20 protein-coding genes are annotated in these 24,265 nt (G+C 70.4%); 15 read left to right on the forward strand and 5 right to left on the reverse strand.

Annotated elements, in window-relative coordinates; all coding sequences use genetic code 11:
* The first annotated feature begins 208 nt into the window (after positions 1–208).
* Entirely contained in the window at positions 209–991 is a 783-nt protein-coding gene (locus ACF08M_RS35775) for an isoprenyl transferase (RefSeq protein ID WP_392189456.1), read from the forward strand.
* An 80-nt stretch (positions 992–1,071) separates the two neighbouring features.
* On the opposite strand, the gene ACF08M_RS35780 is transcribed toward ACF08M_RS35775, so the two are convergent.
* Both ACF08M_RS35780 and ACF08M_RS35785 read right to left on the reverse strand, forming a co-directional pair.
* Positions 1,072–1,281, reverse strand: coding sequence for a DUF397 domain-containing protein (locus tag ACF08M_RS35780; protein WP_392189457.1), 210 nt, complete (start codon positions 1,279–1,281; stop codon positions 1,072–1,074).
* On the reverse strand, positions 1,278–2,108 hold the full coding sequence (locus ACF08M_RS35785; RefSeq protein ID WP_392189481.1) for a helix-turn-helix domain-containing protein: 831 nt from the start codon (positions 2,106–2,108) through the stop codon (positions 1,278–1,280). Before ACF08M_RS35785 ends, ACF08M_RS35780 begins: the two co-directional genes overlap by 4 nt.
* Positions 2,109–2,212: 104 nt before the next feature.
* Here ACF08M_RS35785 and ACF08M_RS35790 point away from each other — a divergent pair, with 104 nt between their 5' ends.
* Genes ACF08M_RS35790 through ACF08M_RS35805 form a run of 4 tightly spaced genes read left to right on the forward strand, consistent with a single transcriptional unit; the run spans position 2,213 to position 6,385 of the window.
* Complete coding sequence (locus ACF08M_RS35790) at positions 2,213–2,473, forward strand: hypothetical protein (RefSeq protein ID WP_392189458.1); 261 nt, start codon at positions 2,213–2,215, stop codon at positions 2,471–2,473.
* An 8-nt stretch (positions 2,474–2,481) separates the two neighbouring features.
* A complete protein-coding gene (locus tag ACF08M_RS35795) occupies positions 2,482–2,934 on the forward strand; it encodes a hypothetical protein (RefSeq protein WP_392189459.1) in 453 nt (150 codons plus the stop codon).
* Positions 2,935–2,987: 53 nt separating this feature from the next.
* The gene (locus tag ACF08M_RS35800) at positions 2,988–4,616 is read left to right on the forward strand and encodes an ABC transporter transmembrane domain-containing protein (RefSeq protein ID WP_392189460.1); all 1,629 of its coding nucleotides are present in this window, start codon (positions 2,988–2,990) and stop codon (positions 4,614–4,616) included.
* Positions 4,613–6,385: an ABC transporter ATP-binding protein gene (locus ACF08M_RS35805; RefSeq protein ID WP_392189461.1), complete on the forward strand. Its 1,773-nt coding sequence runs from the start codon at positions 4,613–4,615 to the stop codon at positions 6,383–6,385. Before ACF08M_RS35800 ends, ACF08M_RS35805 begins: the two co-directional genes overlap by 4 nt.
* 27 nt (positions 6,386–6,412) lie before the next feature.
* Here ACF08M_RS35805 and ACF08M_RS35810 read toward each other — a convergent pair whose 3' ends face one another.
* Both ACF08M_RS35810 and ACF08M_RS35815 read right to left on the reverse strand, forming a co-directional pair.
* On the reverse strand, positions 6,413–7,948 hold the full coding sequence (locus ACF08M_RS35810) for an alpha/beta hydrolase (protein WP_392189462.1): 1,536 nt from the start codon (positions 7,946–7,948) through the stop codon (positions 6,413–6,415).
* A 42-nt stretch (positions 7,949–7,990) separates the two neighbouring features.
* Entirely contained in the window at positions 7,991–8,278 is a 288-nt protein-coding gene (locus ACF08M_RS35815; protein WP_392189482.1) for a DUF4190 domain-containing protein, read from the reverse strand.
* Positions 8,279–8,610: 332 nt separating this feature from the next.
* Between ACF08M_RS35815 and ACF08M_RS35820 the strand changes: the two genes are divergently transcribed.
* The 7 genes from ACF08M_RS35820 to ACF08M_RS35850 all read left to right on the forward strand — a co-directional run bounded on the left by ACF08M_RS35820 (position 8,611) and on the right by ACF08M_RS35850 (position 15,531).
* Positions 8,611–9,909, forward strand: coding sequence for a histidine kinase (locus ACF08M_RS35820; RefSeq protein ID WP_392189463.1), 1,299 nt, complete (start codon positions 8,611–8,613; stop codon positions 9,907–9,909).
* Positions 9,906–10,661: a response regulator gene (locus ACF08M_RS35825; protein ID WP_392189464.1), complete on the forward strand. Its 756-nt coding sequence runs from the start codon at positions 9,906–9,908 to the stop codon at positions 10,659–10,661. Before ACF08M_RS35820 ends, ACF08M_RS35825 begins: the two co-directional genes overlap by 4 nt.
* Positions 10,662–10,801: 140 nt before the next feature.
* Positions 10,802–11,824: an alcohol dehydrogenase gene (locus ACF08M_RS35830; protein ID WP_392189465.1), complete on the forward strand. Its 1,023-nt coding sequence runs from the start codon at positions 10,802–10,804 to the stop codon at positions 11,822–11,824.
* A 49-nt stretch (positions 11,825–11,873) separates the two neighbouring features.
* Positions 11,874–12,017: a hypothetical protein gene (locus ACF08M_RS35835; RefSeq protein WP_392189466.1), complete on the forward strand. Its 144-nt coding sequence runs from the start codon at positions 11,874–11,876 to the stop codon at positions 12,015–12,017.
* Positions 12,018–12,227: 210 nt separating this feature from the next.
* Entirely contained in the window at positions 12,228–12,623 is a 396-nt protein-coding gene (locus ACF08M_RS35840) for a VOC family protein (protein WP_392189467.1), read from the forward strand.
* Between the two features lie 207 nt (positions 12,624–12,830).
* Positions 12,831–13,337: a TetR/AcrR family transcriptional regulator C-terminal domain-containing protein gene (locus tag ACF08M_RS35845; protein ID WP_392189468.1), complete on the forward strand. Its 507-nt coding sequence runs from the start codon at positions 12,831–12,833 to the stop codon at positions 13,335–13,337.
* A gap of 160 nt (positions 13,338–13,497) precedes the next feature.
* Positions 13,498–15,531: a M4 family metallopeptidase gene (locus ACF08M_RS35850; protein WP_392189469.1), complete on the forward strand. Its 2,034-nt coding sequence runs from the start codon at positions 13,498–13,500 to the stop codon at positions 15,529–15,531.
* A gap of 144 nt (positions 15,532–15,675) precedes the next feature.
* Here the strand turns inward: ACF08M_RS35850 and glgP are convergent, their stop codons facing one another.
* Positions 15,676–18,282, reverse strand: coding sequence for an alpha-glucan family phosphorylase (gene glgP / locus ACF08M_RS35855; RefSeq protein ID WP_392189470.1), 2,607 nt, complete (start codon positions 18,280–18,282; stop codon positions 15,676–15,678).
* A gap of 428 nt (positions 18,283–18,710) precedes the next feature.
* On the opposite strand from glgP, the gene ACF08M_RS35860 reads away from it, so the two are divergent.
* The 3 genes from ACF08M_RS35860 (at position 18,711) to ACF08M_RS35870 (ending at position 24,124) form a co-directional block, all read left to right on the forward strand.
* Positions 18,711–20,789 (forward strand): alpha-1,4-glucan--maltose-1-phosphate maltosyltransferase, encoded by a 2,079-nt coding sequence (locus ACF08M_RS35860; RefSeq protein ID WP_392189471.1) that lies wholly within the window; start codon positions 18,711–18,713, stop codon positions 20,787–20,789.
* Positions 20,786–22,492 carry a maltose alpha-D-glucosyltransferase gene (gene treS / locus ACF08M_RS35865; protein WP_392189472.1) on the forward strand — a complete coding sequence of 569 codons (1,707 nt, stop codon included), beginning with the start codon at positions 20,786–20,788 and terminating at the stop codon, positions 22,490–22,492. Before ACF08M_RS35860 ends, treS begins: the two co-directional genes overlap by 4 nt.
* 237 nt (positions 22,493–22,729) lie before the next feature.
* On the forward strand, positions 22,730–24,124 hold the full coding sequence (locus ACF08M_RS35870) for a maltokinase (protein ID WP_392189473.1): 1,395 nt from the start codon (positions 22,730–22,732) through the stop codon (positions 24,122–24,124).
* Positions 24,125–24,265 lie beyond the last annotated feature (141 nt).

The raw sequence follows: 24,265 nt of genomic DNA on the forward strand, positions 1-24,265 counted from the left end.
CGCGGGGTACGCCACCTTCATCTCCGAGGACGCCCGGATCGCCTGCGGCGGGCGATGAACCACCGCCCGGCCCTGCCCGATCACGTCTCTCGTGCTGCTGATCGTGATCCCGGTCGTCCGCCTGATCGCATCTCCATGCTCACCGAGCCGGCCGAAGAGCCCCTGGTAGGGTCCGCGGCGAGCATCGACAACACGATGGAGATGGTTCATGAGGCTGCTCCCGCTGTTTCTCCGACGGCCGATCGAGGCGGTGTACGAGCGCCGACTGGCCACCACCCTGGCGGGGCTGCCACGCCCGCGGCACGTCGGGATCATGCTCGACGGCAATCGGCGCTGGGCCCGGCAGGCGGGTCACACGGACGTCCGGGAGGGGTACCGGGCGGGCGGCGCCAAGACAACCGAGTTCCTGGGCTGGTGCACTGCCGACGGAATCGAGCACGTGACCCTCTTCATGCTCTCCGACGACAACCTCGGGCGCCCCGCCGAGCAGCTCGGCCCGCTGATCGAGATCATTGAAGAGACCGTCCGGGACATCACGGCCGCAGGCCGCCCCTGGGAGGTCCAGGTGATCGGCTCGCTCGACATGCTGCCCGGTACCAGTGCCCAAGTGCTCAAGGAGGCCGCCGCCGCGACCACCGGGCGCGGCGGGCTCAAGGTGGACGTCGCGGTCGGCTACGGCGGCCGACGGGAGATCGTCGATGCGGTGAAGAGCGCCTTCGAGGAACACATGGCTGCCGGTGGCGACCCTGCCGAACTGGTCGAACGGTTCGAGATCGAGGACATTTCCCGGCATCTGTACTCGCCGACGGCCGACCACACCGACTTCATCATCCGGACCTCCGGAGAACAGCGGCTGTCCGGCTTCCTTCTCTGGCAGTCCGCGTACGCCGAGATGCACTGGGTGGACTGCTACTGGCCGGCGTTCCGTCACGTGGACTTCCTGCGCGCACTTCGCTCGTACGCGCATCGTGAGCGGCGATTCGGCAAATGACCCGCCACGCCCCCTGGCCGATTCCAGGGGGCGGCGGGACTTTCGTCGTGTCCGGGATCAGTACGCGCGAAACCGGGCGGTCAGACGGTGCCGAAGTCTCCGGCCTTGACGCCCGCCACGAACGAGGCGAACGCGTTGGCGGAGGCGTTCAGCACCGGGCCGCACGGGTTCTTCGAGTCGCGGACGGGGACCGCGCCGAACGGGGCGGCGAGGTTGGCGGCGACCTCGATGCACTGGCCGCCGTTGCCGCTGTAGGAGGACGTGAACCAACGGGGGGATTCGGTAGTCACGGGATGCCCTTTCGTACCTGCTCGATCATGGCCACGGATGCCGCCTGGGAGAGCGCCTCGGCCTGTAGCTGATGGTAGGCCGTCAGTATCGGCAGCACGAACGTACTTTCCCGTTCGAGATGGCCGCGGTGAGTGGACTCGGCGTAGGACATCAGCGAACGGTCCGGCATGGTGAGCACGGTGATGGGCAGGCTGAACGGTCTGCGTTCTCCCATGGAGAACGGTGCAATCTGCAACACGGTGTTCGGCAGCTCGGCGAACTCGACCAAGCGCGCGAACTGGGCGTCCGTGACGGCGGGAGAACCCATTGGTCGCCGGATGCATCCTTCATCAAGCACCGCGAAGATCAGGGGCGATGGCGACCTCACGAGAGCGGTTTGGCGCTTCGCCACCAGCCCGACGCGTTCGTCGGCTTGCTCGGGGGTGATTGCTGCCCGCCGTACTGCGTCTGCTTCAAGTGCCGCCGCGTACTCCAGCGTCTGAAGCAGGCCAGGGATGACGCCCACCTCGTACAGCCTGACCTCCGAGGCTCGTGCCTCATGCGCGACGTACTCCGGGAACCCTTCGATGAGCGCCGTGTGACGCACAGCCAGGCTCTGACGTTCGAACCTGTCCCCGGTGCCGAACACGCTGTCAACGCTTGCAGCAAAACGGCGAGTTGGAGGACGGCGACCAGTTTCTACGGCTGAAATATGCGTTCCCGAGCATCCGATACGCGCGGCCAGCTCGTCCTGTGTCCAGCCTCGTGCATCTCTCAGCGTGCGTAGACGTTGCCCGAACTGCGCACTCAGTGATTCCTCAGGGTCTAACTCTTTCCGATTCAACAGCCACCGCCCGATTCCCCGAACAACTTGTGCAAGTTGAAGACCCTTTGACTCTAGGCCACATTGATCCCCCTTGGTAGCGAAACCGTTACGGAGAGGAGTGGCCCATGTCTTCGAAAGACGACCCCCCGATCGAGCAGAAGCCCCCACAAGTACCCACCAGAGGAACGCTGTTGGTGGATACCAGCCGCCGTGACCAAGTCGGCGAGTTCCGAGGGACGGCCGGCCCGTACTGGTCGTTGCGGCCGGTCTGCGGCGGTACGGAGTGGGAGGCGGAGCCCGGGAACGTGCGGCCGCCGAGCCCGATGGAGCGGTTGCGGGCCGAGACTGCGCGGTGCAATGCCCGGAGCGCGGGGCGGATCCTGTGACCGATGAGGTGAACACAACGCCCGATCAGGAGAGTTACCAGTGCGCGGCGACCGCCGAAGGGCTCGTGCACGGCACCGGCGAGACAGCGCGCTACGTCCTGGGCACCTTCCGGACCATCTCCCCCGTCCTCGCGCTGCGATGGCTCGGCGGACAGGCGCTGTGGATCGCGGACCGGCTCGGCCTCGACCCGCACCTCGGCCACCTCGCGGAACTCCGCGCCTGGTACGAGAACCGCGAGAGCCAACGCGCCGCCCACGCACACATCAAGAGCGGCGCCCCGCTCCTCGTCGTCGTCCCCGACACGGACTGCACGTACACGCTGTCCGTACGATCCGTGGAGCAGGCATCCGCGACCGCGTTCCGCTGCCGCCCCGGGGAGGGATCGAGATCAGGAACCGCCCACTGCACCCGATACGGCCTCCCGACCGCCGCAGCGCCACGCGGTACCTGTGGTGGCTGATCGTCTGTCAGCGCCACCGGATCGCCGCCGGTTCGCTGCTCGGCAGCGCCTGGATGGTCTGTCTGACGCTGCCTCCGTACCTGCTGTCCCGCGCCATCGACGACGGGCTGCGACCGGGGCGGTGGCCCGCGCTGGCCGGCTGGGTCGCGGCCCTGCTGGGCGTGGGGGTGCTGAACGCCTGGCTGGCCATCATGCGGCACCGCACGATGACCAGGGTGCGTCTGGACGCCGCGTTCCGTTCCGTGCGGGCCGTCGTCACACAGGCGACCAGGCTGGGCGGCGCGCTGCCGCGCCGGGTCACGGCCGGGGAGGTCGTCACGATCGGGTTCGGCGACGTCGCCGTGATCGCCAACACGTTGACCATCACCGGCCCCGGTGTCGGCGCAGTCCTCGCCTTCGTCGTCGTGGCCGCGCTGCTGCTGGCCGTGGAACCGCTGCTCGCCGCGGTGGTGCTGCTCGGGGTTCCGCTGCTCGTGGTGCTGGTCGGCCCGTTGCTGGGGCGGTTGCAGGGCGTCGAGACGACGTACCGGGAACGGCAGGGCGGGCTCGTCGGCCGTTTCGAGGACATGGTCGGGGGCCTGCGCGTCCTCAACGGCATCGGCGGCAAGGAGGTGTACGCCGAGCGCTACCGGCGCGGCTCGCAGGAGTTGCTGGCGGAGGGGTACCGCGTCGGCGCGGTGACCAGCTGGATCCAGGCCCTCGGCGTCGGACTGCCCACGCTGTTCCTCGCGGCCGTGACCTGGCTGGCGGCCCGGATGGCCGCTCAGGGGACCATCAGCGTCGGCGAGTTGGTCGCGGTCTACGGGTATGCCGCAGTGCTCGTGGTGCCGGTCGAGTTCTTCATCGAGGGCGGCTACGACCTCAGCCGCGGCCTGGTCGCCGCCCGCCGGGTCATACGTTTCCTGGACCTGGAGTCCGATTCCGCGGGCGGCGAGGCGGCAGCTGACGGGCCGGGGTCTGCGTCCACGCTCCGTGATCCCGAGTCCGGTGTGGAGGTGGCGCCTGGGAAGCTGACCGCGCTGGCCGGCGCCCGGCCGTCGGAGTCCGCGGCGGTGGTCGAGCGGCTCGGCCGGTTCACCGGGTCGGCCGCGACCTGGGGCGCGATACGCCTCGACGAGATCGACCTGACGCAGGTACGCCGCCGGATCCTGGTCGCGGACAACGAGGCCGATCTGTTCGCAGGTCCGCTGCGCGAGGTGATCGGCGGCGCCCGGGACCGGGACGAGGAGTCCATCGGCCGCGCCCTGTACGCGGCCGTCGCGCAGGACATCGTGCGCGGGCTGCCGGACGGACTCAACTCTCCTCTCGCCGCGCAGGGCCGCAACCTCTCCGGAGGCCAGCGCCAGCGGGTCCGGCTGGTCCGGGCCCTGCTGGCCGATCCCGAGGTACTGCTGGCGGTGGAGCCCACTTCGGCGGTCGACGCGCACACCGAGGCGGCCGTCGCCACCCGGCTGCGCGCCGCGCGCTCCGGCCGCACCACGGTCGTCACCAGCACCTCGCCGCTCGTGCTGGACCGGGCGGACACCGTGTACTACCTGGTCGACGGCCGCGTCGCGGCCGTCGGCAGCCACCGTGAACTCCTGGACCGAGAGCCCGGCTACCGCCTCCTGGTGTCCCGTGGTACGGACGACGACCCCGCCGACGAAGGAACCGTCCCGCCGTCCGGGGAGGCCGTGCGATGACTGCCGCATCCGGGCCGACGGCCCAGGCCCTGCCCATCGCCGAACCGTCCCGGGTACGCCGGGCGGCGCTCCGGCTGATCCGGCTGGACGGTCGCGTCTTCGCCGCCGTGATCGGTCTCAACGCGCTGGCCGCCGGTGCCGGACTCGTCGGCCCGTGGCTGCTCGGCCGCATCGTCGACGAGGTCGGGGCCGGCGCCGGGGTGGCCGCGGTGGACCGCCTGGCGCTCACCATCCTCGCCTTCGCCGTGGCGCAGCTCCTCCTGGTCCGTTGGGCCGGTTACGCAGGACACCGCTTCGGCGAGCGGACTCTGGCGCGCATCCGCGAGGAGTTCGCCGACCGGACGCTCGCGCTGCCCGCCCCGGTGGTCGAGCGGGCCGGCACGGGCGATCTGATGACCCGCGGCACCACCGATGTCGCCGCGGTCGGCGCCACCCTGCGGGACACCGGGCCGGAGGTGCTCATCGCCGCGGTCCAGGCGCTGTTCGTCCTCGGCGCGGTCTTCGCGGTCGACCCGCTGCTCGGTGCGTGCGGGGTGCTGGGCCTGCTCGGGATCTGGTTCGCCGCGCGCTGGTATCTGCGCCGGGCGCTCACCGCGTACCTGGCCGAGGGCGACGCCAACTCGGCTCTCGCGGAGCAGCTCGCGGCCACCGCCGCCGGGGCCCGCACCGTCGAGGCCCTCGGGCTGCAGCAGCGCCGTATCACGGCCTGCGAGGAGGCCATCGAGGAGTGCCGGCGTACCCGGACGCGGACGTTGTTCCTGCGCAGTGTGCTCTTCCCCGCCGTGGACGTCTCGTACGTCATTCCGGTGGCCGGTGTCCTGCTGATCGGCGGCGTACTGCACGACCACGGCACGGTGAGCCTCGGTGCAGTGGTCGCCTCGGCCCTGTATCTGCGGCAGCTCTCCCAGCCCCTGGACACCATCCTCCAGAGGCTGGAACGGCTCCAGAGCAGCAGCGCCTCCTTCGCCAGGGTCGAGGGCCTCGCCCCGGCGACGCAGGTACCACCAGCCGCCGCCCCCGCACCGGCCGACGACCGGATCGAGGTGACGGATGTGCGCTACGCGTACGACGACGGGGGCGATGTCCTGCACGGTGTCGACCTGACGGTCCGTCCCGGCGAGCGGCTCGCGGTCGTCGGCCCCTCCGGCGCGGGCAAGACCACCCTGGGCAGGCTGCTGGCGGGCCTGGACGCACCGCGCACCGGCTCGGTGACGGTCGGACGGGTCCCGGTCGCCGACCTGGCCCCCGACCGGCTGCGCCGGCACGTCGTCCTCGTCACCCAGGAGCACCACGTCTTCCTCGGGACGGTCCGGGACAACCTGAGGATCGCCTCGGCCGACGCCACCGACGCCGAACTGCGCGCGGCACTCGACGCCGTCGGCGCCGACTGGGCCGACGAGCTTCCGGACGGCCTGGACACCGATCTGGGCCACGGGGCGCACCGGCCGGACGGCGCGCGGGCACAGCAGCTCGCCCTGGCGCGCGTGGTGCTGGCCGACCCGCACACGCTGATACTCGACGAGGCCACCGCGCTCCTGGATCCGAGGGCCGCCCGGCACACGGAGCGGGCGCTGGCCGCCGTCCTCGCAGGCCGGACCGTCGTCGCCATCGCGCACCGCCTGCAGACGGCCCACGACGCCGACCGAGTGGCCGTGATGGAAGACGGCCGGCTCACCGAACTGGGCACCCACGACGAGCTCGTGGCGGCCGACGGCGCCTACGCCGCGCTCTGGCGCTCATGGCACGGCGAGCGGCCACCTTCCTCTTGAACCGGCGTCCCCCTCGCCGCCCCGGAGTCAGCCGCTCCGAGTATCCGACGGCGCTCGGCAGGTCAGGTCCTCGGCCGGGAGCCTGCCCGTGGTCAGATAGGCCGTGGCGCTCTTGTCCGCACAGGAGTTGGTGCCGTAGACGCCGTGCCCTTCCCCTCCGGCGACGGTGATCATCCGGGAGCCGTGCAGGGCCCGGTGCATGGCCTGGGCGCCGGCCAGGGGCGTTTGAGGGTCCCACTGGTTCTGCAGGATCAGCGCATCGACCTCGTTGTTCACCGTGGTCGTCGGCTCGCTGCCCTGTTTCCAGAAGGCGCACGGCTTGATGTGGGACGCGAAATCGCCGTACAGCGGGTAGCGGGCCCTGTCGCGGATCGCGTCGCGGCGGTACTGCTCGGGATCGCGCGGCCAGGTACGGGTGTCGGCGCACAGGACAGCCCACGCACTCGCGGCGTCATTGTCCGAGGGGACGTCACGGGCGAACGCCGGTGGGGCGGGGTCCGGGGCCTGCTCGGGCGTGTCGGACGGGGCCGGCTCCTGGCCCTCGGCCGCCTTCTTCAGCTCGGCGACCCTTTCGGCGGCACTCTGTACACGGAAGAACGTGGCGCGCAGCTCGGAGCGGATGTCGTCACCGGTGAGGGGTGTCCCGCCGGAGTCGATGGGCCTGCCGTCGGCCCGGGCGATCAGCTTCCGGAAGGTCTCGCGGACCTCGGCCGGGGTATGGCCCAGTCCGTACGTCGTGTGCCGCCGGGCAGTCCATTCGCTCCATCGCGTGAAGGCGGGCTCGGCCCCCTCCGCCAACGCTTGGAACATGCCCCGCCAGACCCGCGCGGGATCGGTCGCGCTGTCCAGCACGAACCGGTCGGTCCGCCGGGGGAACATCTGCGTGTAGACGGCGCCGAGGTAGGTGCCGTAGGAGTACCCCAGGTAGGAGATCTTCTTCTCTCCCAGCACGGCACGGACGACGTCCATGTCGCGAGCGGTGTTGCGAGTGGTGAGGTGCCGCAGTGTGTCACCCGCCTCGGCCCGGCATTTGTCGGCCACCGTGCGTGCCCACTTCACGTCCTTCGTGAATGTCCCGGCCTTGTACGGGCGCTCGTCGTTTCCTTCGTCGTCGGTCAGACCGCAGCTGACCGGAGAGCTCTGCCCGACGCCCCTCGGATCGAACCCGATGAGGTCGTACTGTCTCTTCACTTTCCGGGGAAGGTTCAGTACCGGGTCCACGGGCATGCTCAGGCCCGCCCCGCCGGGGCCGCCGGGGTTGAGCAGCAGAACACCGCGGCGCTCCTTTGCGCTGCCTGCCTTCAGCCGGGACACCGCGATGTCGATCCTTTTCCCGCCGGGATCGCTGTAGTCCAGCGGCACCTTGAGGGTCGCGCACTGATAGGTGGCGGGGTTCTCCGCGTCGCACCGATGCCATCGGGGATTCTGCTGCGTGTACTGCCGCAGAGGGTCCTTGGCCACGGTCGTCAAAGATGCGCCAAAGGCCGTTGCGGGGGTGAGCGCCGAAAGGAAAGTCGTCGCGGCACCGACAGCCAGTAGAGTTGCTGCTCGTCTGTTTCGCACAGTGTTGCTTTTCCTTGCTGGGAGAGGTGATTGGGCCGCCGGTCAGTCTTTGGTGAGCTGCTGGTGGACGCACTGCTTGTACTGCTGGAAGCTCTCCGGCTGGTAGCACTTCTGCGTGTTGTTGGCGTACCAGGCCAGGAGAATGGCGGCCAGGATGGACACCACGATCGCGAGGGACGACGTCACCACGCCGGTGATGGACATGCCCCGGCCGACGCCGGTCCGCCTGGCCCTCATCAGCGCGGCGATGCCCAGGATCAGACCGATGGCGCCGAGCAGGCCGCCGACGAAGACGATCGAGGTGATGAGGCCGATGACGCCGAGCACCATGGCGGCCACGGCCAGGCCATTCCTGCCTGCCGGAGGCCGCATGCCGTGGCCGGCGTCTTTCGGATACGGGGAATCGGAGTCCGCACCGGCGACCCCGGTCGATGCCGCCCGAGTCGGCGTCGACGTCGTCCGGGCCGACCCGGTCTCGGCCGGCGCCGTGTTGTTCCGCGACGTCTCTGTCCCTTGCATGTTCCTCATCCGTCCTCCCGTCGACTGCGCAGAACTCGATTCTGGTTTCCGGGGCCCTAGGTGCGCATCACGGGAAGGCAGGAGAAAGGGCTCCCTCGATCGGGGGAGGCCACCGCTGAGCTGTCCGGTCATACTGGCCGATTGTGATCAGAGGAATCCGGCCGCTGCTGCGCGGCTCCACATATGCGGGTGCGCTGTTCGCCTATTGCGGCGCGTTGGCGAGCATTCCGCTGCTGTTTTTCGCACTGCTGCCGGTACTGGCGTGGGGATCCGCTCCGGAGGGAGTGCAGATTGTTCTGGCCCTGCTGGTCTGGGCGACGCTGATCGGCGCGGTCGGGCTGGCCCGCACCACGCGGCGGGTACTGATCGCGTCCGCCCGTCGACTGCTGGGGGTGCCGTTGCCGGATCCGGTGGCCGCACGTCGGTCCGCGAGCTCCCCCGGCACCGGGCCGGCCCCCGCCGTGCCGTCCGGCGCCGACCGTTGGCGGACTCCGGTCTGGCTGCTGCTGCACGTGGCACTGGGGTGGACGGCGGCACTGGTCAGCGGTGTGCTGATCCTCGCGGGCCTGACCCTCCCGGGGAATTGGCTCGGCGCCGAGGCGGGGCTGAGTCTGTTCGGCTGGTCGGTACGGGCGGCGGGCGGCTGGGGCAGCTGGGTGATGGCGCTCGGCTGCGTGCTGCTGGCGGCCGCTGTGTGCGTGGCGGTGACGAACACACTGCGGTGGCTGGCGCCGAGGCTGCTGGGGCCGTCGTCGGCCGAACGGCTCGCGCTGGCGGCCGAGCGGGAGCTGCGGCTGGCCGAACGCAACCGGCTGGCCCACGAGCTGCACGACTCGATCGGGCACACGCTGACGGCGGCGACCATCCAGGCGGCGGTGGCGGGCGAGGTGCTCTCCGCCGACCCGGTGGCGGCGCGGGCCGCCCTGCGCAGCATCGAGGAGTCGGCCCGGGCCGCGCTGGAGGACCTGGACTACGTGCTGGGCGTGCTGCGCGAGGAGAAGGCGGAGACAGCGCCGCCCCGGACCCTGGCCGACCTGCCTGAGCTGCTGGACCGGTTGCGGCACGCGGGCGCGGTGGTGGAGCCGGAGCTGTCGGGCGAGCTGGCACAGGTCCAGGGGACGCTCTCCCGGGCCGCGTACCGGATCCTGCAGGAGGGGTTGACGAACGCGTTGCGGCACGGGGCGAACGGTCCGATCGAGGTCCGTGTGACGGTCGCGCCGGACGGACTGGAACTCGGTGTGGTCAACCGGACCGGCGCGGGGACGGGTACGGGTATGGGTACGGGCAGAGGTACCGGCCCGGGTGCCTTCCCGACGTCCGGGCACGGCCTGCCCGGGCTGGCCGAGCGTGTGCGGCTGCTGCACGGCGAGATCGAGGCCGGTCCGGACGGGCCGCAGCACTGGCGGTTGGCGGTCCGGCTGCCGGTACGGTTGTCGGCATGATCGGCTCTGATGCGAGCGAAGCCGTCACGACCGGCCCCGGCGCGAGCTCAGCCGTCACGACCGGCACCGGCCCCGCCACCGCCGGCCCTGCCGGCACCCCTGTCACACTCCTGATCGCGGACGACGACGAGGTGACCCGCAGCGGTCTGCGCATGCTGCTCGCGGCACAGCAGGGGATCACGGTGGTCGGGGAGGCTGCCGACGGCGTCGAGGCGGTCGAACAGGCGCGGCTGCTGCGGCCGGACGTGGTTCTGATGGACGTGCGGATGCCGCGTCGCAATGGCATCGAGGCCACCCGGCAACTCCTTGCCGAGTCGGCCGAACCGCCGAAGGTCGTGGTGATCACCACCTTCGAGAACGACGGCTACGTCACCGCCGCGCTCGGCGCGGGGGCCAGTGGGTTCGTGCTCAAGCGGCTTCCGGTCCGGCAGATCGCAGAAGCGGTGCGGGTGGTGGCGGCGGGGGAGGCGATCCTCTTCCCGGCGGCACTGCGCCGGATGGTCGCCGCCCGCCCGCTGGGCTCCGCCGAGGCGTTGCCGAAGGCGGCGCTGACGGGGCGGGAGGAGGAGGTGCTGCGGTTGATGGCCACCGGCCTGTCCAACCCGGAGATCGCGGAGTCGCTCACGGTGAGCCTGGAGACGGTGAAGACCCACGTCGGGAACGTGCTGACCAAGCTCGGCGCGCAGAACCGGACCCACGCGGTGGTGATCGCGTACGAGTCCGGTCTGGTGGTGCCGGGCTTCGCCGGCTGACGCGTCCGGCCGCGCGCCCGTCCCTCGTACGCCGCGCCCGCTCCGTCCGGCCCCTCGTCCGCCCCGTCCGGCGCGCGTGACCGGGCCGGAGCTGGTCTGCTGGATCCGGGGGCGTCCGCCCATGACCCGGAGAGATTCAGATGAACATCTACCGAACCGCGCAGGTCACCACCGCCGGAGGTCCGTTCGAGATCGTCGAGCGCGAGAAGCCGCGACCGGACCCCTGTCACGTACGCGTGGCCGTGGAGGCCTGCGGGGTCTGTCACAGCGACTCCCTCTTCGTGGACGACGCGGTTCCGGGCGTGCGGTTTCCGGTGGTCCCCGGGCATGAGATCGCCGGGCGGATCGAGGAGCTCGGTGAGGGAACGCAGGACATCTGGCAGGTGGGCGACCGGGTGGCGGTGGGCTGGTTCGGCGGCAGCTGCGGCCACTGCACACCCTGCAGGCAGGGCGACTTCGTCGTGTGCCAGAACCTGAAGGTTCCCGGCTGGGCGTACGACGGGGGCTATGCCGAGACGGTGATCGCGCCGGTGGACGCCCTGGCCCGGATTCCCGACGCACTGGCGGCGGCCGATGCGGCACCCATGGCCTGCGCGGGGGTGACCACGTACAACGGGCTGCGGCGCAGCTCCGCCCGGCCGGGTGACCTCGTCGCCGTGCTCGGCATCGGGGGCCTCGGCCACCTGGGGGTGCAGTACGCGGCCGCGATGGGCTTCGAGACCGTGGCCATCGCCCGTGGAGCGGCCAAGGCGGACTTCGCCAAGGAGCTCGGCGCGCACCACTACATCGACAGCACGGCGGACACCTCCGTCGCGGACGCGCTGCAATCCCTCGGCGGCGCCGGGGTCGTCCTGGCCACCGCCGCCAACTCCGCGGCCATCACGGCGACCGTGGACGGGCTCGCCCCGCGCGGTGAGCTGGTGGTCATCGGCGTGGACCCCGAACCGCTGGCCATCAGCCCGGCCCAGCTGATCATGAACGGCAAGGTCGTCCGGGGCCACCCGTCGGGCACCGCGCAGGACGTGCAGGACACCCTGGCGTTCAGCGCCCTGCACGGAATCCGCCCGATGACCGAGACCGTGCCGTTGGACGCGGTCGACGAGGCGTACCGGAAGATGATGTCCGGCGCCGCCCGCTTTCGGATGGTGCTCACCACCGGCTGACGCGTTTAAGGCATCGCGGGCGTCCGGCGCCGCATTTTACGATGATCGAATGCTGACGTTCACCGATGTCATCCTCGACTGTCCCGGCCCCTGGAAGCTGGCCGAGTTCTATGCCGAGCTGCTGGGCTGGGAGATCAACACCGACCCGGCCGGGCATCCGTTCTGCCTGTGCCGGAACCCTCCCCGGCCCTGACCGCACACGACGAGAAACCGCCCCGGCGCGAGGACTGGGCCCGCCGTGAGCCGTGAGCCGTGAGCACATCGTGCGCACCGCCATCAAACTGGCCGATGCCTGGGCGGTTTCCTCCGGATCAGGACCGGCTGACGTCCCTGGGCAAAAAGATCTCGGATCTGTCGAGCGGGCGACCTACGCTGAGCCCCGTCCGCAATATCTGGGAGAAGCATGACAAGCAGGTTCACCGAGTTGACCGTTGACTGCCAGGACCCGGAGAGGCTTGCGGCCTTCTGGTGCGAGGTCCTGGAGTTCAAGGTGATCGACAGGAGCGAGGGCAAGGTCGAAATCGGCTCCTGGGTCCCGACCGTCGAGGATGTCCGGGCCCGCCAGATGCCGCCTACCCTGGTGTTCATCCGTGTACCCGAGGGCAAGGCCGTCAAGAACCGGCTTCATCTCGATGTCAGCCCGATCGACGGCAGTACCGAGGACGAGGTGACCAGACTGCTCGGCCTCGGCGCCACCAGGACGGACGTGGGCCAGGGTCCGGACCGGAACTGGGTGGTCATGGCCGACCCCGAGGGCAATGAGTTCGACGTCCTGCGCACCCTGGCACCGCAGGACTAGGCAGCTTCTTTCAGATCACCTGCCCGACCGGATGAAGATGGCGGCGATGCGGAGTCCGGCAAGGTAGATGGTTGCGGTCTTGTCGTATCGGGTGGCCGGACCGCGTGTCCATGCGCCGGGTCGCGACCGCGCTGTACACCTCCACCATGCCGCCGTACCACCATGTACCGCCATGTGCCGGGCAGGACCGAACTGGTCCGGCTGTGAATGTCCGACGAGGTCTTCGGGGAACGGCCGCCGGGCACCGCGCCCCGTGACCGGCGGTCGGGGCTCGAACTCGCCGCCCGGTGGCTGCGGTCGGTGTACCGGCGCCATCCGTGGGTGGCACAGGCCATGACTTCCTTCGCCCGGCCCACCGCGTCCCCGCACGCGATGCGGTACTCAGAGTGGGTGCCGCGCGCCCTCACGGGCACCGGGCTGCCGTCGCGCACCGTGCTGCACATCCACCTCACGCTGTTCGCCCACGTCCAGGGACTGGCCATGGCCGCCGGCACGGAGGTGCGGGCGCGGCAGGACACCGGGCTGTCGGACGCGGAGTGGATGGTAAGAAATGAGCCACACTTCTATGCCATCTCGGCCAGGGGCGGCGACCCGTTCCTCAACTCACTGTTCGAACACGATGAGTTCGGCCTCGACCTGGTCTCACTCTTCGGATTCGGGCCGCGACGGATGCCGGACAACATCGTGGTGATGATCGGCGAAACGTCCGCTTAACGAACATGACGTTTCCGGCAACGAACGACTTCCGGCCAACTTGTTGACGCGCTCCTGACAGAACCGTCTTCCGGCTGACACTCTTCACCCCGTTCTGCGCACTTCTCGTTCTTCCGACGGCCACCCCGCCGCCGGTACCCCCCTCGCAGAAGGAGTCCGCGTGAGACCCACGCCCCGCCGTCGTGCCACCGCAACCGGCGCTCTGGTAGCCGCCGCAGCCCTCCTCGCCGTCGGAGTCCAGACCGGTACGGCCACCGCCACCCCCGGCAGCACCACCGCCGCACCGACGGCGACCGCCGGTGCCAAGCACGGTGCCCTGGCCAAGCAGCTCACCCCGTCCGAGCGCGCCGAGCTGATCCGCGAGGCCAACGCGAGCAAGGCGGCCACGGCCAAGGAACTCGGCCTCGGCTCTCAGGAGAAGCTCGTCGTCCGGGACGTCGTCCAGGACAACGACGGCACCACGCACACGCGTTACGAGCGCACCTTCGCCGGACTTCCGGTGCTCGGCGGCGACCTGGTCGTCGAGGAGACCAAGGCCGGCACGACCGAGAGCGTCACCAAGGCGTCCAAGGTCACCAGCGGCCAGCTGAAGGCCGTGGACACGACGGCCGAGCTCGCGCCCGCGGTCGCCGAGAAGCAGGCGCTGGGTCTCGCCAAGGCCGACGGCTCCAAGAAGACCGAGGCCGACCGGGCACCCCGCAAGGTGGTCTGGACGGCCCAGGGCAAGCCGCAGCTCGCCTACGAGACCGTCGTCGGCGGCCTCCAGGACGACGGCACCCCGAACCAGCTGCACGTCATCACCGACGCGACCACCGGCGCGAAGCTGTACGAGTGGCAGGGCATCGAGAAGGGCACCGGCAACACCGAGTACAGCGGCCAGGTCACCCTCGGCACCGCGCCGTCGTACACGCTGACCGACACGGGCCGCGGCAACCACAAGACGTACAACCTGAACCACGGCTCCTCCGGCACCGGGACGCTGTTCTCCAAGTCCACCGACGTCTGGGGCGACGGCACACCGCAGAACGCCGAGACGGCCGCCGCCGACGCGCACTACGGCGCGGCGGAGACGTGGGACTACTACAAGAACGTCCACGGCCGCACCGGTATCCGGGGCGACGGCGTCGGCGCGTACTCCCGCGTCCACTACGGCAACAACTACGTCAACGCCTTCTGGGACGACAGCTGCTTCTGCATGACGTACGGCGACGGCAGCGGCAACGCGAACCCGCTGACCTCCCTCGACGTGGCCGCGCACGAGATGTCCCACGGTGTCACCTCCAACACCGCCGGCCTGATCTACAGCGGCGAGTCCGGTGGCCTCAACGAGGCGACCAGCGACATCTTCGCCACCGCGGTCGAGTTCTACGCCAACAACGCCAGCGACAAGGGCGACTACCTCATCGGCGAGAAGATCGACATCAACGGCGACGGCACCCCGCTGCGCTACCAGGACAAGCCGAGCAAGGACGGCGCGTCCAAGGACTCGTGGTACTCGGGCATCGGCAACATCGACGTCCACTACTCCTCGGGCCCGGCGAACCACTTCTTCTACCTGCTCTCCGAGGGCAGCGGCGCCAAGGTCATCAACGGCGTCTCGTACGACTCCCCCACGTCCGACGGCCTGCCGGTGACCGGCATCGGCCGCGACAAGGCCGAGCTGATCTGGTTCAAGGCGCTCACCACCAAGTTCACCTCGACCACGAACTACGCGGCGGCCCGCACCGGTACCCTCGCCGCGGCCGGTGAGCTGTACGGCACGACGAGCGCCGAGTACAAGGCCGTCGCCGACGCCTGGGCCGGCATCAACGTCGGCCAGCGTCCCGGTGGCGGCACCGACCCCGGCGGCACGGTCTTCGAGAACTCCACCCCCGTCGCCATCCCGGACGGCGGCTCGGCCGTCACCAGCTCGGTCAACGTCACCGGCCGCACCGGCAACGCGCCCAGCACCCTCAAGGTCGGCGTGGACATCACCCACACCTGGCGCGGTGACCTGGCCATCGACCTCGTCGCCCCGAACGGTACGACCTTCCGCCTGAAGAACTCCTCGATCTCCGACTCGGCGGACAACGTCCAGACGACCTACACGGTCAACGCCTCCTCCGTGGCGGCGAACGGCACCTGGAAGCTGAAGGTCCAGGACGTCTTCTCGGGCGACAGCGGCAAGCTCAACAGCTTCAAGCTGACCTTCTGAACCAGCCTGCCCCGCTGAACCACCGGAGCCGGGTCCGGCCCGGTCCGGCACGAACCGCCCGGGAGGAGCTCTCGCTTCCTCCCGGGCGGTTTCACGTCCGCGGTGGGAACCGGCCGGCGGTGCCGGGTCCCACCCGGCGGTACGTCAGCGCATCAGCAGGCCCGCGCCGTCCCCCGTCGACTCCGTCGGCAGCGCCACCAGGCCGAGTTCCGCGCCGGTCGCCAGCAGTGGATGGGCGGGGAGCACCCGCACGGTGTAGCCGTACGGACCCGTGCGGTCGAGGGCCAGCGGGCCGTCGTACAGCCAGCGGCCCTCCAGGTCCTGGCCTCCGGCGGGCTTCAGCGGGAAGACCTGGGCGTCCGAGATCCCGTCGGCGGCGTCCACCCGGCCCGCCACCGCCTGCACCTCCACATCCTCCGGCTCCAGCACCCCGAGCGCGATCCTGACCCGCAGCAGCAGCGTCGATCCGCGCTCGGCCGGGCCGCCCGCCATGGCGGACGCCACCGCCTCCACATGGTCGACGGCGACGCGCGGCCAGGCGGCGCGGACCCGGGCCTTCCAGTCGGCGAGCTGCCGCGCCGTGCCGGGGTCCAGCGCACGCTGGGCGATCGCGGCGGGCACGTACAGCCGCTCCACGTACTCGGCCACCATGCGCCCCGCCAGGACCTTGGGCCCGAGGGTGCCCAGGGTGCGGCGGACCATGTCGATCCAGCGCTCGGGGAGCCCCTCGCCGCCGCCCCGGTCGTAGAAGCGCGGCGCGATCCGGTCCTCGATCAGCTCGTAGAGGGCACCCGCTTCCAGATCGTCACGGCGGTCCTCGTCCGCGCCCAGTCCGTCGGCCGTCGGGATCGCCCAGCCGAAGTCCGGCTCGAACCACTCGTCCCACCAGCCGTCGAGGACCGAGAGGTTGAGGCAGCCGTTGAGCGCGGCCTTCATGCCGCTGGTACCACAGGCCTCCAGCGGGCGCAGCGGGTTGTTGAGCCAGACGTCGCAGCCCGGGTAGAGCTTCTGCGCCATGGCCATCCCGTAGTCCGGCAGGAACACGATGCGATGGCGCACACGTGGATCGTCGGAGAACCGCACCAGCTCCCGCACCAGCCGCTTTCCGCCGTCGTCGGCGGGGTGGGCCTTGCCCGCGACGACGATCTGGACCGGGTGGGCCGGGTGGAGCAGCAGTTCCCTCAGCCGGTCGCGGTCGCGCAGCATCAGCGTCAGCCGCTTGTACGAGGGCACCCGCCGGGCGAAGCCGATCGTCAGCACGTCCGGGTCCAGCACGTTGTCGATCCAGCCGAGTTCGGCGGCTTCCGCGCCCCGGTCGCGCCAGGAGGCGTAGAGCCGTTCGCGCACCTCGGCGACCAGTTGGGCGCGCAGGGCCCGCCGCAGATCCCAGAGTTCCCGGTCCGGGACGTCGACGGCGGAGTCCCAGCGGCCGGGAGTACCGCCGTAGCCCTTGCGCAGCCGGAGGACCTCGGGCGCGACCCAGGTGGGCGCGTGGACCCCGTTGGTCACCGAGGTGATCGGCACCTCCGCCGCGTCGAAGCCCGGCCACAGCCCGGCGAACATCTCCCGGCTGACCGAGCCGTGCAGGATGGAGACCCCGTTGGCCCGCTGGGCGAGCCGCAGCCCCATCACCGCCATGTTGAAGAGTTCGGGCTCGCCGCCGGGGTAGGTCTCCATGCCCAGTTGCAGGACACGTTCGACGCCGACCCCCGGGAGTTCGCCGTCGTCCCCGAAGTGACGGGCGATGAGCTCGCGGTCGAACCGGTCGATCCCGGCCGGCACGGGCGTGTGGGTGGTGAAGACCGTGCCGGCCCGTACCGACTCGACGGCGGAGTCGAAGTCCAGCCCGCTGCCGGAGAGTTCACGGATGCGTTCGAGCCCGAGGAAACCGGCGTGCCCCTCGTTGGTGTGGAACACCTCGGGCGCCGGATGGCCGGTGAGGCGGCAGTACGTCCGTACCGCCCGTACGCCGCCGATGCCGAGGAGCATCTCCTGGAGCAGCCGGTGCTCGCTGCCGCCGCCGTACAGCCGGTCGGTCACCTCGCGTTCGCCCGGAGCGTTCTCCTCCACGGCGGAGTCGAGCATCAGCAGCGGTACGCGTCCCACCTGGGCCCGCCAGATGTGGGCGTGCAGCGAACGGCCACCGGGAAGGGCCAGCACCACCTGGCTGGGGGTGCCGTCGGGCTCGCGCATCAGGGTGAGCGGGAGCTCGTTCGGGTCGAGCACGGGATAGTGCTCCTGCTGCCAGCCGTCGCGGGACAGGCTCTGCCGGAAGTAGCCGTGCCGGTAGAGCAGGCCGACCGCGACGAGAGGGACGCCGAGGTCGCTCGCGGCCTTCAGGTGGTCCCCGGCGAGGATGCCGAGCCCGCCGGAGTACTGGGGCAGAGCGGCGGTCACCCCGAACTCGGGTGAGAAGTAGGCGACGGCGGCCGGCAGCTCCGCCCCCCGGGCCAGTTGCTCCTGGTACCACCTGGGCCCGTTCAGGTAGCCCCGGAGGTCCGCGGACACCTCGGTCAGCCGGTGCAGGAACTGCTGGTCTCCGGCGAGTTCGGCGAGTCGCCCGGCGGATACGGCACCGAGCAGCCGTACCGGGTCGCACTCCGCCGTCCGCCGGGCCTCCGGGTCGACGGCCTGGAAGAGCTCACGGGTCTCGGTGTGCCAGGACCAGCGCAGATTGTGGGCGAGGTCGCTGAGCGGTTGAAGGGGATCGGGGAGGACGGGACGCACGGTGAATCGACGAATGGCCTTCACGTGTTCCACCTTTACAGGGCACGCGCGAATCCGACGGGACGCACCACGGTGTGCGCCGCTCCGTCACCCTCGGCGCCGACGACGACCATCCGCCGCGGCCACGGCGCGCGACCGGCTCACCGCACGTGCCGCCGGACGGGGCGCCCGCCCCGCCGTCGCCCCGGGCTCCGCTGCGGTTTCTCCCGGTTCCGTTCCGAGGCGGCCCGCGACCCGTCCGCGCCGCCTCTCCTCATCCGTATCCGAATTCCCTCACGCCCCATGAAGGACCACTCGGGTGAATGCGGACAGGAGCGGCCATGCCCACACCCCGCCAGCCGTCGGCAAAGCAGCTAGAAAGGACGGACCCCCTGGGTCGCGGTGCGCGCATTCCGCCTGCCGCGACCACGTCGCGTCCCGTTCGGTCCGAGCCCCAGTCCCCAGGTGATTCCATGATCGGTCGCATTCCCGTCCTCGACGTCCGCCCCCTCGTCGACTGCGGCAGAAGGCCCGCCAAGGCCGTTGCCGGTGAGACCTTCCAGATCACCGCGACCGTCTTCCGGGAGGGCCATGACGCCGTCGCCGCCAATGTGGTCCTGCTGGACCCGAACGGGCGCCCCGGCCCCTGGACGGCGATGCGCGAGCTCGCTCCCGGCACCGATCGCTGGGGCGCCGACGTCACCCCGGCAGCCGAGGGCCGCTGGACGTATACCGTCGAGGCCTGGGGCGACCCCGTCACCACCTGGCAGCAGCACGCCGGGGTCAAGATCCCGGCCGGTATCGACACCGCGCTCGTCCTGGCGGAGGGCGCCGAGCTGTACGAGCGGGCGGCCGCGGGGGTGCCCAAGCGGGACGGGCGCGAGGCGGTGCTGGACGCGGCCGACGCCTTGCGCGACGAGTCCCGTCCGGCCGCCGCCCGGCTCGCCGCGGCGCTCGTCCCCGAGGCGCGGGCCGCCCTCACCCGTCACCCGTTGCGCGAACTGGTCACCACGTCCCCTCCGTTCCCCCTGCTGGTCGAGCGCCGGCGGGCGCTGTTCGGATCCTGGTACGAGCTGTTCCCCCGCTCGGAGGGCGCCCGCGTGGTACCCGCCGCACCCGCTGTCTCCGCCGTCCCTGGGGTGCCGGCCGGTCCGCCGGAGAAGGGCAGGGCCCGGAGGACGGCGAAGCCTGCGGCCCGACCGGAGAGGATCATCAGCGGCACCTTCCGTACGGCTGCCGAGCGGCTCCCCGCGGTCGCCGCCATGGGGTTCGACGTGGTCTACCTCCCGCCCGTCCACCCCATCGGAACCACGCATCGCAAGGGCCCCAACAACTCGCTCTCCCCCGCCCCTCACGACGTGGGCGTGCCCTGGGCGATCGGCTCGGCCGAGGGCGGTCACGATGCCGTGCACCCTGAGCTCGGCACGCTCGACGACTTCGATCATTTCGTCGCGACCGCCCGCACCCTGCGCATGGAGATCGCGCTGGATTTCGCGCTCCAGTGTTCACCCGACCATCCCTGGGTCGAGAAACATCCCGAATGGTTCCATCACCGCGCGGACGGCACGATCGCTTATGCGGAGAATCCACCGAAGAAATACCAGGACATCTACCCGATCGCCTTCGACAAGGATCTGCACGGGCTGGTCGCGGAAACCGTTCGCATTCTCCGCTTCTGGATGGATCACGGGGTACGGATCTTCCGCGTCGACAATCCGCACACCAAACCGGTGATCTTCTGGGAGAAGGTGATCGCCGATATCAATCGGACCGATCCGGATGTGATCTTCCTGGCCGAGGCATTCACCCGGCCCGCGATGATGCGCACGCTCGCCACCATCGGGTTCCAGCAGTCGTACACGTATTTCACCTGGCGCAACAGCAAGCAGGAAATCACCGAGTACGTCACCGAGCTGTCGGGCGAGACCGCCTCCTGCATGCGGCCCAACTTCTTCGTGAACACCCCGGACATCCTGCCGGGATACCTTCAGGACGGCGGCCGTCCGGCCTTCGAGACGCGGGCCGTTCTGGCCGCCACGCTCTCTCCGTCCTGGGGTGTGTACGCCGGGTACGAACTGTGCGAGAACATCCCGGCCGGGCCCGGGAGCGAGGAGTACCTCGACTCGGAGAAGTATCAGATCCGGCCCCGGGACTGGGAGTCGGCGGAGCGCGAGGGGCGCTCCCTGGCCCCCCTCATCACCCGGCTCAACCGCATCAGGCGACGTCACCCGGCGCTTCAGCAACTGCGCGATGTCCACTTCCATTCCGTCGACAACGACGCGTTGATCGCGTACAGCAAACATGCGGGGCCGAACGTCGTCCTGATGGTCGTCAACCTCGACCCGCACCACACCCAGGAGGCCACGGTCTCGTTGGACATGCCGCGACTCGGCCTCCACCGGCACGAGAGCGTGCCGGTGCGCGACGAGCTCACCGGCGATACCTATCACTGGGGCAGGACCTTCTATGTGCGTCTGGAGCCGGGCGTCACGCCCGCACACATCGTCGTCCTGCGACCGTCCCCGCCGACCGGAGGGTCACCCACACCATGATCGTCAATGAGCCCGTCCACGACACGTTCGAGGACACCCCGGCCAAGGACCGCGATCCCGACTGGTTCAAGCGTGCCGTCTTCTACGAGGTCCTCGTCCGGTCCTTCCAGGACTCCAACGGCGACGGCATCGGCGACCTCAGGGGCATCACCGCCAAGCTGGACTATCTGCAGTGGCTCGGCGTCGACTGCCTCTGGCTGCCGCCGTTCTTCAAGTCACCGCTCCGGGACGGTGGTTACGACGTCTCGGACTACACCGCCGTGCTCCCGGAGTTCGGCGACCTGGCCGACTTCGTGGAGTTCGTCGACGCCGCGCACCAGCGCGGGATGCGCGTGATCATCGACTTCGTCATGAACCACACGAGCGATCAGCACGAGTGGTTCCAGCAGTCCCGCACCGACCCGCAGGGGCCGTACGGCGACTACTACGTCTGGGCCGACGACGACAAGCAGTTCCCGGACGCCCGGATCATCTTCGTCGACACGGAGACGTCCAACTGGACCTTCGACCCGGTGCGCAAGCAGTACTACTGGCACCGGTTCTTCTCCCACCAGCCCGATCTCAACTACGAGAACCCGGCGGTGCAGGAGGAGATCATCTCCGCGCTGCGCTTCTGGCTGGACCTCGGCATCGACGGATTCCGCGTGGACGCCGTGCCGTACCTCTACCAGCGCGAGGGCACCAACTGCGAGAACCTCCCGGAGACCCACGACTTCCTCAAGCGGGTCCGCAAGGAGATCGACGCACACTACCCGGACACCGTGCTGCTCGCCGAGGCCAACCAGTGGCCGGAGGACGTCGTCGACTACTTCGGCGAGTTCCAGGCCGGCGGCGACGAGTGCCACATGGCATTCCACTTCCCCGTGATGCCGCGGATCTTCATGGCCGTCCGACGCGAGAGCCGGCACCCGGTCTCCGAAATCCTGGCGAAGACACCGGCGATCCCGGAGAACTGCCAGTGGGGCATCTTCCTGCGCAACCACGACGAGCTCACCCTCGAAATGGTCACGGACGAAGAGCGCGACTACATGTACGCGGAGTACGCCAAGGACCCCCGGATGCGGGCCAACATCGGCATCCGGCGACGGCTGGCGCCCCTGCTGGACAACGACCGCAACCAGATCGAACTGTTCACGGCACTGCTGCTCTCCCTGCCCGGCTCCCCGATCCTCTACTACGGGGACGAGATCGGGATGGGCGACAACATCTGGCTGGGCGACCGGGACGCGGTACGCACGCCGATGCAGTGGACGCCCGACCGGAACGCCGGTTTCTCCTCCAGCGACCCCGGCCGGCTCTACCTGCCCACGATCATGGATCCGGTCTACGGCTACCAAGTCACCAATGTCGAGGCGTCGATGGCTTCCCCGTCGTCGCTGCTGCACTGGACACGGCGGATGATCGAGATCCGCAAGCAGAACCCCGCCTTCGGTCTCGGCTCCTTCAACGAGCTGCCGTCGTCGAACCCCGCCGTGCTCGCCTTCACCCGTGAGCACGGGGACGATCTCGTACTGTGCGTGCACAACTTCTCGCGGTTCGCGCAGCCCACGGAGGTCGATCTGCGGTCGTTCGAGGGGCGTCATCCGGTGGAGCTGATCGGCGGGGTGCGCTTCCCCGCCATCGGCCAGTGGCCCTACCTGCTGACTCTCGCGGGGCACGGGTTCTACTGGTTCCGGCTGCGCAAGGAAGTGCTGCCGAGCTGACCGGGCGTCACCGCGCACCGCCAACCGCGGGGCGGTTTCCGCCGCCCCGCACGGAGCGATCGCGCCCGCGTCGCACGCTTCCGGACCCTTCCGGGTCCCTCCGGCGTTCCGGCCCCTTCGAGTCGAGTCCGTACGGACCATCCTGACCCGACACGTCCCGCACAGCCGGACAGCTATTGCCGCAATACGGGACACTCTTCGCATCCTGTGGTGTGCCGGGGGAAAGGACGCGATGCCATGTCGGAGGCTGCATCCACTCGGGTCGCCGTGACCGACAGCACAGCTCTCCTCCCGTCCCTCGCCCCCCTGCTGCACGAATGGCTGCCCCGGCAGCGGTGGTTCGCTGGCAAGGGCCAGCCGATCGCGGCCTTCTCGCTGCTGTCGGCGACCGAAATACTGCCGGTGGGCACGGATACCGTCAGCACCCGGACCGGACTGCTCCATCTGCTGGTGCGAGCCCATCAGCCCGCCATGCCCGGCCAGTCGCCGGACGACTGCTACCAACTGCTGCTCGGCGTACGGTCCGCGCTGCCGCCACGGCTGGCCCCCGCGCTCATCGGTCATGTGGTGGACGGGCCGCTCGCCGGCCGCAGCGTCTACGAGGGACTGCGCGACCCGCGCCTGGCCGAACTCCTGCTGGAGCGGTTACGCTCCCCCGGCACCCTCGGCGCGCTTCGCTTCGACCGGGGCGGCACCCCGATCGCCGCGGGGCCGGCGCCGCGACTGCTCGACACCGAGCAGTCCAACACCTCACTCGTCTACGGCGACGCCTACATCCTCAAGATCTTCCGCCGCATCTTCCCGGGCACCAACCCCGATCTGGAACTGCCGCTCGCGCTCGCGCGCGAGGGCTGCGGACGGGTGCCCTCCCCCGTCGCCTGGTTCGAGGCCACCGTCCCCGAGCCGCTCACCCTCGGTGTCCTGCAGCCGTTCCTGCGCGGCGCGGAGGACGGCTGGCAGCTCGCCCTGCGCGCCCTCGCCAAGGGCCTCGACTTCACCGGCGAGGCGCGTGCCCTCGGCAGGGCCACCGCCGAGGTCCACACCGCGCTCGCCGCCGCCCTGCCGACGCCCGCCCAGCACCGCGCCCAGACCGAACATCTCGCCGCGGCGATGGTGCAGCGGCTGGAAGCCGCCGCGCACGCGGTGCCGGCGCTCGTGCCGTACGTCCCCGGGCTGCGCACCGCCTTCGACGCGGTGGCCGCGCTGGGGCACCGGGGCCGCGGCTGGGCGGCCCAGCGGGTGCACGGCGATCTCCACCTCGGCCAGACCCTGCGCGCGGCCGACGGCTTCTGGTCGCTGATCGACTTCGAGGGCGAACCGGCCAGGCCGCTGCCCGAGCGCCGCCGGCCGCAGTCCCCGGTGCGCGACATCGCGGGCATGCTCCGCTCCTTCGACTACGCGGCCCGCTCGCACCGCCCGTGGAACGCCGAGTGGGCGGCGCGCTGCCGGACCGCCTACTGCCAGGGATACGCCGAGGCCGCGGGGGTCGACCCGCGCAGCGAACCGGAACTGCTGCGCGCCCACGAGACCGACAAGGCGGTCTACGAGGTGCTGTACGAGGCACGGCACCGGCCCGACTGGCTTCCGGTCCCGATGGCGGCGATCCACCGCCTCGCCACCGTCGCCGACTGACGGACCGGACACCGCTCCTCCCCGCTCCCGGCCCCGCCACCGCCGCCCGCTCCCCGCCCGCCCTCTTTCCGCCCGGCCACGTTCCACCCGCTTCGCCCCGTTCCTTCCCCGCCCCGCACCGTTCCTTCCCCGCCCCACACC

This window comes from Streptomyces sp. NPDC015032 (genome assembly GCF_043080425.1).
GTDB lineage: Bacteria > Actinomycetota > Actinomycetes > Streptomycetales > Streptomycetaceae > Streptomyces.

Coding starts and splice junctions, on each gene's coding strand:
- ACF08M_RS35840 (WP_392189467.1), top strand. CDS start 12,228: ATGACAAGCAGGTTCACCGAGTTGACCGTTGACTGCCAGGACCCGGAG.
- treS (WP_392189472.1), top strand. CDS start 20,786: ATGATCGTCAATGAGCCCGTCCACGACACGTTCGAGGACACCCCGGCC.
- ACF08M_RS35830 (WP_392189465.1), top strand. CDS start 10,802: ATGAACATCTACCGAACCGCGCAGGTCACCACCGCCGGAGGTCCGTTC.
- ACF08M_RS35870 (WP_392189473.1), top strand. CDS start 22,730: ATGTCGGAGGCTGCATCCACTCGGGTCGCCGTGACCGACAGCACAGCT.
- ACF08M_RS35815 (WP_392189482.1), bottom strand. CDS start 8,278: ATGGTGCTCGGCGTCATCGGCCTCATCACCTCGATCGTCTTCGTCGGC.
- ACF08M_RS35825 (WP_392189464.1), top strand. CDS start 9,906: ATGATCGGCTCTGATGCGAGCGAAGCCGTCACGACCGGCCCCGGCGCG.
- ACF08M_RS35800 (WP_392189460.1), top strand. CDS start 2,988: ATGGTCTGTCTGACGCTGCCTCCGTACCTGCTGTCCCGCGCCATCGAC.
- ACF08M_RS35845 (WP_392189468.1), top strand. CDS start 12,831: ATGTCCGACGAGGTCTTCGGGGAACGGCCGCCGGGCACCGCGCCCCGT.
- ACF08M_RS35805 (WP_392189461.1), top strand. CDS start 4,613: ATGACTGCCGCATCCGGGCCGACGGCCCAGGCCCTGCCCATCGCCGAA.
- ACF08M_RS35790 (WP_392189458.1), top strand. CDS start 2,213: ATGTCTTCGAAAGACGACCCCCCGATCGAGCAGAAGCCCCCACAAGTA.
- ACF08M_RS35775 (WP_392189456.1), top strand. CDS start 209: ATGAGGCTGCTCCCGCTGTTTCTCCGACGGCCGATCGAGGCGGTGTAC.
- ACF08M_RS35860 (WP_392189471.1), top strand. CDS start 18,711: ATGATCGGTCGCATTCCCGTCCTCGACGTCCGCCCCCTCGTCGACTGC.
- ACF08M_RS35835 (WP_392189466.1), top strand. CDS start 11,874: ATGCTGACGTTCACCGATGTCATCCTCGACTGTCCCGGCCCCTGGAAG.